Raw genomic sequence first — 13,612 nt, 5'->3', positions numbered from 1 at the left:
CTTCCGTTTGTTTGCCAAAATAACGAGGGACTGCTGTTAATATGACTCTGATACGGCCGCTCATTTTCTTGGAGCTTAGGGAGTTGTTCATCCATAATCCTGGATAGTTCACAAAAAATTAGTATTTTAATCCTTTGCATCAATACTTTTAAACCTTTAAACTAGAATAGTAATACATGCTGAAAGGGGCTTTTATAATGGCAAAAATTGCTGTTCTGGTTACCGATAACTTCGAGGATGCGGAATTAACCTCACCTGTCAAAGCGTTAAAGGATCAGGGCCATGACGTCACTTTGATTGAAACACAAGCTGGGAAGCAAATTACCGGTAAACATGGCGCAAAGGCAACCATCGACACCACGATTACCGATGTCAAACCGGATGATTTTGACGGCTTACTGCTTCCAGGCGGTTTTTCGCCAGATGAACTTCGAGCTGACGATCGCTTTGTTAATTTCGTCAAAGCCTTCCTGTTGGCCGACAAGCCAGTCTTTGCGATCTGCCACGGACCGCAATTCTTCATCCAGACAGGCTTGACCAAGGGCCGCACCATGACCGCCTATACGACAGTTCGCCCAGATCTTTACTACGCAGGGGCCATCGTTAAAAATGAACCGGTTGTCGTTGATCATAACTTAGTGACAAGCCGGACACCTGATGACTTGCCAGAATTCAATAAAGCGATGTTGGCACAATTAAAGTAAATTAACGGTACTGACTGACGAGCACAAACAAAAAGGATGCTTCCGCCGCGATTGGCAGAAACATCCTTTTTTAATACCGATATTAGTCTTCTGAAACAAATGGCAGAAGACCCATAATCCGCGCTCGCTTGATTGCGATCGTCAGCTTACGTTGGTTCTTAGCGCTGGTGCCGGTTACCCGACGTGGCAAAATCTTGCCTCGTTCTGAGATAAACCGATCCAACAAGTTCGTGTCTTTATAATCGATGTATTCGATGTGGTTAGCGGCGATGAAGTCGACTTTACGACGACGACGGCCACCACGGCGTTGTTGTGCCATGAGAATTCCTCCTTCTCTATCAAAGATTCCAAGTTGACATTGCTTCCTTGCGAACCAATGTCTTCGCTAAGCATGACCTTAGTCACACATTAGAATGGCAGATCATCATCGGAAATATCGATCGGTTTACCATTATTGGCAAAGGGATCGGGATTAGCAGCATTGCCGTTGTTGCCTTGGCTTTGACCTGCTGCCGGGTTTTGACCCGGATTCGATGATGGTGCATTGTTCGGGGCGCTTTGGGAACCAAAGCTAGGTGGGTTTTGCGGCTGCTGGTTATTACCAAACTGCTGCCCACCGCCGTAATTCTGGTTGCCTTGGCCAGCGGGATTCGCAGGTTCAGACGGTCGTTGTTGTGTCGTTGCCCGTGATTCCAGCAATGCAAAGTTCTCAACGACGACTTCGGTCACATAGACTTTCTGCCCTTGCGCATTATCGTAAGAACGCGTCTGAATGTGTCCTTCAATCCCGACCAGTGAGCCTTTCTTGGTGAAGTTTGCGAAATTCTCCGCTGACTTACGCCAGATCACACAATTGATAAAGTCGGTTTCCCGTTCACCGTTTGCACTGCGGAACTGGCGATCAACGGCCAAAGTGAATGAACCGACAGCTGTACCGCTTTGCGTATAGCGTAAGTCAACATCTCTGGTTAAACGACCTGTCAATGCAACACTGTTAAGCATGCCGTAGCGCCCCTTTCAAAAAGTTACAATTAGTCTTCTCGCTTCACGATCATGTGACGCAGAATATCATTATTGATCTTGGCAAGACGGTCAAATTCATTGATCGCTTTGTCATCTTCTGCGGACAAGTTCACGATATGATAGAGACCTTCGTTATACTTGTTGATCTCATATGCGAGCTTACGCTTTTGCCAATCCTTGGAATCAATGATGCTGGCACCATTTTCCTTCAAAATATTGTCAAAACGTTCAACCAAATCAGTCTTTGCAGCATCGTCTAAATCAGGACGAATGATGTAAGTTACTTCATACTTGGTTTCAGCCATGACGATTCACCTCCTTATGGACTTTAGGCCCCGGTCGTTTGCCGGAGCAAGGAGTAATAAGGCTACAAAAATAGCCGGATACTCACAAGCTAAAATTGTAGCATAGATTCGCACCGAATACTACTGCTAAAATGGTAAATCATCCGTGGCTAGCTCCTGTGAGGCGGACGGATCACCCGCTGGCATGCCATCAGTGCCGGTTGCCTGCAAGGTGCCGGTCCGCCGACTTTCGGTCACCGCCCGTGATTCCAACCATGCAAAATTATCAACCACCACCGACGTCCGCCACCGCTGTTCACCTTGTTTATTTTCAAAATGATTGTTACTAATGCGCCCGGCAACGCCGATGAGCGAACCCTTCGTTGTTGAGCTGGCAAAGGTCAACGCCCGTTTGCCAAAAATCACGCACTCGATAAAATCCGTTTCGCGTTGTCCGGTTTTGTTCTTAAAAACCCGATCCACAGCCAGCGTAAAGCGAACCAGCTCCAAATCAGCTGCTGTTTTAAACACCTCTGGTTCTTTCGTCAGCCGACCCGTCAAACTCACACAATTTAGCATATGCCATCCTCCATCTCATCGCGCTATTTTCGCTGTCGGCTATACATTACGCAAAAAGTTTCGCGCTTGACCAGATAGTACGCGTTTGTCTTTTGGAAAATTTCGCACTGACGGGGCTGCTTTTTTTTAAGAGAATGACGACTATTCTTGACTTAATTGTATCCTGATTTTTTTAAAAAAAACGGGAACAGATGCGAGCATCATAACAGTGCCTAAGAGGAATATTATAATCGGCGTTGTTGTGATGTGTGATAATGGCGCACTAGTAATTGCTGCAATGGGATTTGCTAGTGAGAAGATAGTTAAAATTGCTCCTATGACCATGCCTATATGATTGCTAGGAACCGAGAGTTGAACTGTAGAGAAATACAAAATTGAACCGATCGAATTGCATATGCCATATCCCAACCATGAGATGACAACACCTACAATTCCAAATACTTCTCTATGTTGGAGACTAAATAAGCCAATCAACAAAATCATCACGCCTTGTAGTAGAAGAAAATATGGGAAGTTTCTAGCTGTAAATATTTTTTTGCCTTTATGTTTAACATTAACCGCAAATGCGCCTAGAATTGAGCCTACTGTAAAAGATAAATCAATTGAGTTGTACATATACGTGAAACCAGAAAAAACATCTATTGACAGTTTTGGCATCAACAACCATACCGTCCAAAAGCAAAAATTGGTTACCAGTGCTACTGGAACAATAACCGAAATCAAAAAATTTTTCCGAATAATTTTCATGCCAATCAAAAACTTGTTGGTATCCTTTGCAACCAGTGATGTAACATCTACTTTTTTCCCTGCTTTCGCTTCGATGCTCAATCGAGTAATAAGAAGGTAGGAAAGAACATAAAGTACAAGCGACAAAACTAAGCCAATACTTACATTTCCGAAAAAAATAAAAATTGCAGAAAGACCAGCTGATAACACCGAAGATAGTTGATTTGCAATTGATACCCAGGAATTTGCTGTAATAAGATCCTCTTTCCCATGTACTATCGAAGGAACGATTGATTCTGTTAACGGACTGTAGACTATGTTTAGGATTGAGTTAATCACAACGGTCACCATCACACTGAGGATTGGATAATCAAACAGGTGGTAAATGGCTAAGCCTAAGATAGTGTTTAAAACTCTAATCCCAACTACTGTCTTCAACAAATAAATTTTGTTTACCTTATCTGATAAGTATCCCCCTACAAAGGTGAATAATGTGGCTATCATTGAAATAAGGCCTAACAGCGAAATGTAACTTTGGTCACGTGTAACTTTATAAATGTACCAATATGCAAAGAGCACTAGTGCACCATTAGTCAGTGTATCAAAGAAATCGCTGAAAATAATTTGTTTGATTCGTGCCATATCGTTCTCCTCAAATAATCGGTGACCATTTCCGACTGTTATATTCGCGTTTAAAGTTACTTGAATTTTAAGATTATGTGCATAGATGTCAAACATTTCGGTCTTGTGATTTTCTCTCTGGTCTTTTGCTTTTCCTCCTAACATTCAATCTCCAGCACGTTTAGAAATCTATCTCACGCAAAAAAATACCGCTCAATCCACCCATCATCTGGGCAGGATTGAACGGTATTCTTCATAATGACTCAGGCGTGTTTAGTCCTCGTCATCGCTATTAGCATCAGATGCAGGCTGATCAGTCTCAGCGCGATCCAGCAGTTTGTTGACCTGCTCATCGGCATTGCCTGCGTATTGCCCGTCAGCTGGTTGCTGATTGGGGTCAGTCGGTCCGGCTTGCGGATCGGTTGGCTGGTCTGGCTTATTGCCATCTTCCGGATCATCGGTTTCCGGTTCAACCTTGGCCATCGTTGCGACCTTGGCATCATCGTCCACCCGAATTAACCGGACACCCAGGGTTGCGCGGCCTGTCTGCGAGACGCTTTGGATATTGAAGCGAATCATGACACCGGAATCGGTCATGACCAGAATATCCTCAGTCCCGTTAACCGTTGTCACACCGGCAAGTGGGCCGTTCTTTTCAGTAATGTTGGCGGTCTTGATACCTTTACCGCCGCGACCTTTGATCGGGTATTCCTTCGCAGCAGTGCGCTTCCCGTAACCCTTTTCGGAAATCACAAAGACTTCGGAATCCGGTTTGAGAATGTCGGAGCCGACAACGTAATCATGGTCACGCAGGCGAATGCCGCGGACCCCTGTCGCTGATCGACCCATCGAGCGCACATCTTGTTCTTTGAAGGCCACACTGTAACCCAGATGCGTGCCGATCAGGATATTATCCTGACCTGATGTCAAAATGACATTATTGAGCTCGTCATGATCTTTCAGATTCAACGCGATCAGGCCATTGCTGCGAATGTTGGCAAATTCTTTGACCGGCGTGCGTTTAACGACACCATTTTGCGTGACGAAGAATAGGTACCGGTCATCTTTTTGTCCTTCGTGGACGTTGATGACGGTTTGAATCTTTTCGCCAGCGCCGACACCAAGCAAGTTGATAATCGGAATGCCTTTTGCCGTGCGGCTGTATTCCGGAATTTCGTAGCCTTTACTACGATAGACCTTCCCTTTGTTGGTGAAGAATAACAGCACGTCATGGGTCGAGGTTGAAATCAGCCGTTCAACAAAGTCGTCATCATGAACGTTCATACCTTGAATCCCGCGGCCGCCACGATTTTGCGCCTTAAATTCGCTGGTTGCCAGGCGTTTGACGTACCCGTTATGGCTCAACGTGATCACGACATCTTCCTGTTCAATCAGATCTTCGTCTTCAAGGCTCAATACTTCGCCGACCAACAGCTCTGTCCGCCGCTTGTCGCCAAATTTCTTTTGAATATCCAGTAATTCGTCGTAAATGATCTGGTGAACCCGTTCAGGTTTGGCAAGAATATCGGTGTAGTCCGCAATCGCTGCTTCAACATCTTTATATTCGTTTTCAACCTTGTCGCGTTCCAGACCGGTCAGGCGAACCAGCCGCATGTCCAAAATGGCTTGGCTTTGTTTGTCGGATAACTTGAACTTGTCCATCAAGATAACTTTTGCCTTGTCCCCGGTTTCGGAACTGCGGATAATCGTAATGATTTCATCAATATGATCAAGCGCAATCCGCAAGCCTTCGAGAATGTGCTCGCGCGCCTTGGCTTTCTTCAGTTCATATTGTGTCCGCCGCCGAATAACATTTTCCTGATGATCCAGGTAATATTGCAGGATCTGTTTTAAACTCAACAGCTTCGGCGCACCGTTGACAATCGCGACCATGTTAAAGGAAAAACCGGTCTGCAGCGGTGTTAGCTTGTACAGATTGTTCAGGATCACTGAAGCACTGGCATCCCGCCGCACATCAATGACGATCCGCATCCCGTCACGGTCAGATTCATCCCGCAACGTGACAATGCCATCGATTTTCTTTTCGTGAACCAGATCCGCAATCCTTTCCACCATTTTGGCCTTATTGACCATATACGGAATTTCCGTAATGACGATTCGTTCACGGCCGGATTTTTCGGTCTGAACATCGACTTTCCCGCGCAGCACAATGGTTCCACGGCCGGTTTCATACGCATGGCGAATGCCCGACTTGCCCATGACCACGCCGCCTGTCGGAAAATCAGGTCCCGGCAGCGCCTGCATCAAATCCGCGGTGGTCGCATCCGGATTGTCCATCAGCACATGCAAAGCGGAAATGGTCTCAGACAGATTATGCGGGGGAATGTTGGTGGTCATCCCCACCGCAATCCCGGTAGCACCGTTCACCAGTAAGTTCGGGAACCGTGCCGGCAAAACAACCGGCTCTTTTTCGGTACCATCATAGTTGTCCTGAAAATCAATCGTGTCTTTATTAATATCGCGCAACATTTCAACGGCGATTTTACTCATTCGGGCTTCGGTATACCGCATCGCAGCGGCACCGTCACCGTCGACCGACCCAAAATTCCCGTGGCCATCAACCAGCATATATCGGTAGCTGAAATCCTGCGCCATCCGCACGAGTCCTTCATAAATCGAGCTGTCACCATGCGGATGGTATTTCCCCATGACATCCCCGACAATCCGCGCACTCTTCTTATACGGCTTATCCGGCGTCACTCCGAGTTCATTCATGCCATACAGAATCCGTCGTTGAACCGGCTTGAGGCCATCACGGACGTCAGGCAGGGCCCGCGCCACAATGACACTCATCGCGTATTCAAGGAATGATTTACGCATTGTTTCGCCGAGATTCACATTCGTAATCCGGCTTTCTTGGCGATCATCCATTAAGCGAAAAGTCTCCTCTCAAAAGTTCTCATATCCGACCGGTTTGCTATCCGTCAATCGGTCAATTACACATCAATATTATTCGGGTCAACGAAGACCGCGTTTTCTTCAATGAATTTCCGCCGCGGTTCAACATGGTCGCCCATCAGCATTTCAAAAATGCCATCGGCTTCTTCCGCGTCTTTTGGCGATACCCGTAACAGGCGCCGCGTATCCGGATCCATCGTTGTCTCCCAGAGCTGACTGGCATCCATTTCACCCAGGCCTTTGTACCGTTGAATATCCGGCTTCGGACTTGGCGGCAGTTGCCCAAGAATGTCTTGCAGCTCTTCATCGGAATCGATATAGCGCATCATCTTGCCCTGCCGCAAGCGATACAACGGCGGCTGCGCGATATAAACGTAGCCGGCATCAAGCACTGGCCGCATGTAGCGATAAATCAGCGTCAGCAACAAGGTCCGGATATGCGCCCCATCGACATCAGCATCGGTCATGATAATCAGCTTGTGATACCGCGCTTTGCTGATGTCAAAATCCTGACCGAATCCGGTGCCCATCGCGGTAAACAACGTGCGGATTTCTTCATTGGCCAAAATCCGTTCCATCGACGCCTTTTCAACATTCAGGATCTTCCCGCGAATCGGCAAGATTGCCTGTGTCAAACGGCTACGACCGGATTTAGCCGAACCACCGGCAGAATCCCCTTCGACAATGAACAATTCCGAGATTTCCGGATCCTTACTGGTATTGTCCGCCAGTTTGCCAGGCAAGTTAGAGATTTCCAAGCCACTCTTCTTGCGGGTGACTTCACGGGCGCGTTTGGCAGCGAGACGGGCTTTGCTGGCAAGCATGGCTTTATCAATGATCAACTTGCCATCAGCCGGATGTTCCATCAGAAATTTGTTAAAATGATCGGAAAATGTCCGGTCCACAACCGTCCGCGCATCCGAGTTGCCCAGCTTGGTCTTGGTCTGGCCTTCAAACTGCGGATCAGGATGCTTGACCGAGACAACTGCCGTTAACCCCTCGCGAACATCGTCACCGCTAAGTGGATCATCGCTGTCCTTCAGTGCCCCGGAACGCCGGGCATAATCGTTGATGACGCGGGTCAGCGCTGTTTTGAATCCGGTTTCATGCGTCCCGCCTTCATAGGTGTGGATATTATTGGCAAACGTCAGCAAGGTGCTGTGATAGTCGTTGGTGTACTGCAACGCCACTTCTACCGTGATACCTTTATCCTGACCTTCCACATAAATCGGTTCTTGCAGCAGGTTTTCCTTTTTCTCCGTCAAAAAGTCGACGTAGGATTTCAGCCCGCCTTCATAGTGAAAGACCAGCTTCTCATGGGTGGCTGCGCGCTTATCGGTAAACGTCAACTTGAGGCCCTTGTTCAGGAACGCCAACTCGCGAATCCGGGTGGTCAGCACTTTATCATCAAACGTGGTTGTCTCGGTGAAAATATCCGGATCGGGCTGAAAATGAACTTTGGTCCCGTGTTCATGTTCCGGCGCAGTGCCGATCACCTTCATCGGGGTATTGACCTTACCGCGAACAAAATCAATGTAATACCGCTTGCCGCCGCGGCTAACCGTCACGTCCAGATTTGTCGACAAGGCGTTGACAACGGAAGCGCCGACACCGTGCAACCCGCCGGATACCTTATACCCGCCACCGCCGAATTTACCACCGGCATGCAAAACCGTATAAACGGTCTCCAGTGCCGGCCGACCGGTTTTGGCCTGGATATCGACCGGAATCCCGCGACCATTATCCGTCACGGTGACACTATTGTCCGGATTGACTTCGACTTCGATTTGAGTCGCAAACCCAGCCAACGCTTCATCAATCCCGTTATCGATAATTTCCCAAACCAAATGATGCAGGCCTTGGCTGCTTGTGGAGCCAATATACATCCCTGGCCGCTTCCGAACCGCTTCCAGACCTGAAAGCACTTGAATTTGGCTGGCATCATATTCTGCTGCCAGCTCTTCTTTCTTCTCTTCGGCCGATTCTTTCTTGTCCGTCACTGGTTATCCTCCTTAAAAACACGTTTCCCGATACAGCAAACCTACGCTTGTTTAGACAAAACCCCATCCTGCACCCGGAAAATAGCTGGTGCCGTGATGATTTCTTTTTGAATGCCATCCAGACTGGTAGTCGTCAGAAACGTCTGGACTTTGCTCTGAATGGCCTTGAGCAAGTGGGTCTGGCGCATCGCATCAAGTTCAGACAAAACGTCATCCAGCAACAAAACCGGATACTCGCCAGTCTGATCTTTCATTAAATCAATTTCTGCCAGCTTGACTGCCAAAGCCGTAGTACGTTGCTGTCCCTGACTGCCAAAATCGGCAACATCCTTATCATTCACAATGAAGGCAACATCATCGCGGTGCGGCCCGACTAGGCTAGTGCCTTGCTCGATTTCACGTGCCTGCTGCTTCGCAAACAACGCGCCCAACGCCGCATAAGCCGCTTCACTATTTTGTTGCGCCTCCGCATTGACCTGGGTCTGGTACGAAAAGCGCAAATTTTCGCGTCCCTTGGTAATATCCTGTTGAATCGCCGCAGCGTACTCCGACATGGTTTGCAACAACTTGGCACGCGCGGTAATCAACTCCGCCCCAAAGGCAGCTAGCGAATCGGTCAAAACGTCCAGATACACAAGATCTTTGGCCTGATGGTACTTTAGCTGCTTTAAGTAAGCATTGCGCTGCTTGAGGAACGTTTTGTATTGACTCAGGTTATAGAGATATTTCGAACTCATCTGGCCAAATTCCATGTCGATAAACCGACGTCGGCCAGCCGGGCTTCCCTTAACGATCGCCAAGTCCTCAGGGGCAAACAAAATGACATTGAAATGTCCTAAGTATTGCGACAATTTCGATTGTTCGATCCGATCAATTCGGGCCCGTTTGCCTTGGTGACTGATGACAAGCTCCAACTGATGGGTGCCGCTCTGCCGGGAAATCCGTCCGGAAACCCGCGCAAAATCACTGCCGAACCGAATTAAATCTTTGTCACTGTTGGTTCGGTGGCTGCGAGCCAATGCCAAGACGTAAATCGCTTCAAGCAAGTTGGTCTTGCCTTGCGCATTCTCGCCTATCAGGACATTGATTTCCGGAGAAAAAGCCGTATCGACAGTGGCATAATTGCGATAATTCTTTAACGTCAAATGATCCAGCTTCATGCGCTCACGATCACATAAGTCTGACCGACAACTTCAATCTGATCATCCGGATATAATTTCCGGCCACGACGATCTTCGGCTTCACCGTTAACGGTTACCGGATTCTCGCCGAGATACCACTTAGCTGCACCACCGCTATCAATAAGACCGGCTTCTTTCAGAAACTGACCCAATGTCAAAAATGCGGTCGTGATTTTGATGGTTGTCATCGTCGTCGCCCTCCAATCCGAAAAGTACCGGCAAATCGCATGAAATCGCGATTTGTCGCAGATGAACACATAACAATTATACCCTTTTGTACATTAAAAAACAATTCTAAACGGGCATTTAAGCGGTTCTGAGCCAATTTGACACCAAGACGCCCCCTAGACTAAAAACCCTTAAAAAGCCCAAAAACAGCCAAATTTTCAATTCTACTGTTTTTAGCCTAGCCTAAAGCGGTTTTTAAGGATGCTTAGTTACGAGTGGTTTGTTTATAAATGATGTAATGGCAATGAACTTTGCTGAAAAAAGGAGGATGAACCATAATTTTGTACGAACGTTCACATATTAATAAATTCCGAACGATTAAAAAGTTTTAGGCAATAAGTTTCTTGCCGTGCCAAACTCCGCAATCTCCGGCCAGAGGGGACTGGAACGCTGTGGGCACGACTTTGAGCCTCAGCAAAGCCCGCTGAGTCTCAAAGCTCGGCCTTGTACTACGCCGGGAAGATCGCCCGGCTAGTACAATTTCACAGCTGAGCCCCCTCTGGCCTACGATTGCTCCGCCTTGGCACTCATATCTTAAATAATCCCACCAAATCACCTCGGAAAAACAAAAAGGCAAACATGCGCTCTCCTTATCGCAGAGTATGTTTGCCTTTTTGCTGTGATTATGAATTATGACCCAGCTTCTCTTTTTATACTTAACACTTATGGCTGTTGCTTCACGCTTTAGAACGTCCGCACCGGCGTAATGAGTTGGATGAACTTTTCCTTGTCTTCCGTCGGCACCAAGGTGAATGGGCGCAACGGGGCGGTGAAGTCAACTTCGATAGCGGTTTGGCCAAAGCCTTGGAGCGCGTCCTTCATGTAGTCAGGGTTGAAGGAAATCTCGAGATCTTCGCCGGTCAACTTGTTAAAGGTGAGGACTTCTTCGACATTCCCGACATCAGGCGAATTGCCGTAAATCGTGGCTTTTTGATCCGCAATGTTGAGCACCAACCGAACCACGTTATTGCTGCTTGCGTGACTCAGCAAGCTCGCACGCTGAATAGACGCCAATAAGACCGGCGCATCGAATTCGACTTGCGTATTGCTCGACGTTGGAATCAGTCGACTGGTATCCGGGTAATTACCTTCAAGCAGTCGGGAATAAAAGGCGGTCTGACCGAAAACGAACAAAACCTGATTTTCGGCAATTCGAATTTCGATTTTTTCGACATCCTCGCTCAGCATCCGACTCAATTCGGTGAGGCTCTTACCGGGAATAATGATGTCGTAATTGGTGGTACTTGCACTCGGCAATGTCAGGGTTCGTTGCGCTAGTCGATGCGAATCAGTCGCAACGGCCACCAATTGATCGCCCATAATTGTGAAATGCACACCCGTCAAAATCGGGCGACTTTCTTGATTGGAAACGGCGATAACCGTTTGATTGATCAACTGCCGTAGTACTTCAGCCGGGACGGTCAACGCTTCATCAGCGGTAATTTCCGGTAACCGCGGATAGTTATTAGCGTCTAGGCCGTTAATCGTAAATTCGGAAGCACCAGAGGTAATGACGGTTTGAAAATTATCTTTGACTTCCAAGGTCATTTTGTCTTCCGGTAGCCGCTTGACGATTTCACTAAAGAAACGTGCAGGCAACACGATTTCTCCGGTGCTGGCGATTTGAAGATCGTTGTTCTCATCAGCAATATTGATACGTGATTCGATCGAAATATCGGCATCACTACCGGTGAGTACCAGCCCCGTATCAGTGAGGACGATTTTTAAACCAGTCAGGATCGGAATCGTGGTTTTGGTTGAAATAGCCCGGGCAACGTCATTCAAGGTTTTCAAGAATGTGGATCGGGTAATCGTAAATTTCATAAGAGCCTCCCGTACGTTTATTTATATATATAATATAAAGCTTTTTAAGTAATAGTAATAGGCCGTGTTCAAACTGTGGAAAACTTTGAGAAACAACAGCCAGAAAAGTTATGCACCTGTGGATAAGTGCAAGGGACAAAGTTGGTGGGTTTTCGCAGTTGTCCACAAGTGGATTATCCACGATTTTTAAGAATATTTCGCAGTTCGACGACTTGGGCTTTAAGATCTTCATTCGTCGTCATCGCTGACATAATTTTTTCATGCGCGTGGATGACTGTGGTGTGATCTTTACCGCCAATTTCCTGACCGATTTTCGGCAGACTATTGTCAGTCATTTCCCGCGCCAAGTACATCGCGATCTGGCGCGGAATAACGATTTGTTTGACCCGTTTCTTACCTTTTAGATCCTGCACGGTGACCTGAAAATATTTGGCAACGGCGTCCAGTATCTGTGCAATGGTCAGTTGGCCGCTGCGATCATCGAGTTTAAGCGCCTTTAAGGCATCGGCGGCCAGGCTGGTCGTGATATCTTCATTTTTCATAGTAGAAAAAGCCTGGACACGCACCAAAGCCCCTTCCAAATCACGGACGTTACTTTCGATTTGGCCAGCAATATAGGAAAGTGTGTCATCGGGAATGCTGAGATCTTCGGCATCGGCTTTGTTACGCAAGATGGCAATGCGGGTTTCGAGATCAGGTGGTGTCACGTCGACAGATAAGCCCTTGTTAAACCGCGACACCAGCCGTTCCTGCAACTTAGGAATTTCGTTTGGCAGGCGATCGCTGGTGAGCACGATCTGCTTCATATTTTCGTACAGCGTATTGAAAGTATGGAAGAACTCTTCCTGCGTAGCTTCTTTGTCGCCAAAAAACTGAATATCATCAACCAACAACAGATCAACATTGCGATACTCCTGGCGAAATTGTTCCTGCTGTTTGGTTTGAATCGAGTTAATGAAGTCGTTGGCAAAATTCTCACTGGTAACATATTTAATGTTAGCCGCCGGATTATTTTCCAAAACCAGGTTACCGATAGCCTGCATTAAGTGCGTCTTGCCCAAACCGACGCCACCATAAATAAACAGCGGATTGTAGGTCGTGCCGGGAGCTTCGGCGACCGCTAGCGCCGCGGCATGCGCCATTTGGTTGCCTTTGCCGATCACGAACCGGTCAAACGTGTATTTCGGATTGAGATGCGTCTTCGCCTTAAAAGTCAGTTGTTGATCATCGTCATCGGTAGTTGGTTGTTGCTGATGCGTCGTGACCGGCTGTAACTCGTCTTTAGTCATGATCACCGGATCGACTTCTAGCTGGGCAAACTCGTAAACTCCTTCCACGACTTTGGTAACCAGATTCTTCTCCCAGTAAGCCTTATGCAACGATGCCGGAACTTCGATTTCGAGTTTATCTTTGGTTAACTTAACGGGTTTGGCTGTTTGAATCCATGTGCTGTAGCCGACTGGGGTCAACTCTTCACGGAATTTATCATTCAGGTAAGCCCAAAGCTCCTCTAAATTGGGCAT

At 47.4% G+C, this 13,612-nt stretch carries 12 protein-coding genes; 1 reads left to right on the top strand and 11 read right to left on the bottom strand.

Annotation, left to right across the window (positions count from 1 at the left end; all coding sequences use genetic code 11):
- The first annotated feature begins 197 nt into the window (after window positions 1-197).
- Complete coding sequence (locus LACZS1_RS00060; RefSeq protein WP_010490256.1) at window positions 198-704, top strand: type 1 glutamine amidotransferase domain-containing protein; 507 nt, start codon at window positions 198-200, stop codon at window positions 702-704.
- An 82-nt stretch (window positions 705-786) separates the two neighbouring features.
- Here LACZS1_RS00060 and rpsR read toward each other — a convergent pair whose 3' ends face one another.
- From rpsR to dnaA, 11 genes are all read right to left on the bottom strand, one after another.
- The gene (rpsR, locus tag LACZS1_RS00055) at window positions 787-1,023 is read right to left on the bottom strand and encodes a 30S ribosomal protein S18 (protein WP_003568467.1); all 237 of its coding nucleotides are present in this window, start codon (window positions 1,021-1,023) and stop codon (window positions 787-789) included.
- An 89-nt stretch (window positions 1,024-1,112) separates the two neighbouring features.
- A complete protein-coding gene (ssb, locus tag LACZS1_RS00050; protein WP_010490295.1) occupies window positions 1,113-1,706 on the bottom strand; it encodes a single-stranded DNA-binding protein in 594 nt (197 codons plus the stop codon).
- Window positions 1,707-1,735: 29 nt separating this feature from the next.
- Window positions 1,736-2,032, bottom strand: coding sequence for a 30S ribosomal protein S6 (gene rpsF / locus LACZS1_RS00045; protein ID WP_010490297.1), 297 nt, complete (start codon window positions 2,030-2,032; stop codon window positions 1,736-1,738).
- 126 nt (window positions 2,033-2,158) lie between these two features.
- Window positions 2,159-2,590 (bottom strand): single-stranded DNA-binding protein, encoded by a 432-nt coding sequence (gene ssb, locus LACZS1_RS00040; protein WP_010490299.1) that lies wholly within the window; start codon window positions 2,588-2,590, stop codon window positions 2,159-2,161.
- Window positions 2,591-2,731: 141 nt separating this feature from the next.
- Complete coding sequence (locus LACZS1_RS00035) at window positions 2,732-4,102, bottom strand: MFS transporter (protein WP_231956475.1); 1,371 nt, start codon at window positions 4,100-4,102, stop codon at window positions 2,732-2,734.
- A 108-nt stretch (window positions 4,103-4,210) separates the two neighbouring features.
- Window positions 4,211-6,829 carry a DNA gyrase subunit A gene (gyrA, locus tag LACZS1_RS00030; RefSeq protein WP_070651039.1) on the bottom strand — a complete coding sequence of 873 codons (2,619 nt, stop codon included), beginning with the start codon at window positions 6,827-6,829 and terminating at the stop codon, window positions 4,211-4,213.
- 65 nt (window positions 6,830-6,894) lie between these two features.
- Entirely contained in the window at window positions 6,895-8,856 is a 1,962-nt protein-coding gene (gene gyrB, locus LACZS1_RS00025) for a DNA topoisomerase (ATP-hydrolyzing) subunit B (RefSeq protein ID WP_070651041.1), read from the bottom strand.
- 41 nt (window positions 8,857-8,897) lie between these two features.
- Window positions 8,898-10,016: a DNA replication/repair protein RecF gene (recF, locus tag LACZS1_RS00020; protein ID WP_070651043.1), complete on the bottom strand. Its 1,119-nt coding sequence runs from the start codon at window positions 10,014-10,016 to the stop codon at window positions 8,898-8,900.
- On the bottom strand, window positions 10,013-10,225 hold the full coding sequence (gene yaaA / locus LACZS1_RS00015) for a S4 domain-containing protein YaaA (RefSeq protein WP_070651044.1): 213 nt from the start codon (window positions 10,223-10,225) through the stop codon (window positions 10,013-10,015). The genes recF and yaaA overlap by 4 nt, the downstream gene beginning before the upstream one ends.
- 724 nt (window positions 10,226-10,949) lie before the next feature.
- Window positions 10,950-12,089, bottom strand: coding sequence for a DNA polymerase III subunit beta (gene dnaN / locus LACZS1_RS00010; RefSeq protein WP_070651047.1), 1,140 nt, complete (start codon window positions 12,087-12,089; stop codon window positions 10,950-10,952).
- 173 nt (window positions 12,090-12,262) lie between these two features.
- Window positions 12,263-13,612, bottom strand: a complete 1,350-nt coding sequence (dnaA, locus tag LACZS1_RS00005; protein ID WP_047106740.1) for a chromosomal replication initiator protein DnaA — start codon at window positions 13,610-13,612, stop codon at window positions 12,263-12,265.

The sequence above is a fragment of the Lacticaseibacillus zeae subsp. silagei genome (genome assembly GCF_030770335.1).
Lineage (GTDB): Bacteria > Bacillota > Bacilli > Lactobacillales > Lactobacillaceae > Lacticaseibacillus > Lacticaseibacillus zeae.
Note: the sequence above shows the minus strand (reverse complement) of the source record. Positions and strands in the feature narration are given on the sequence as shown.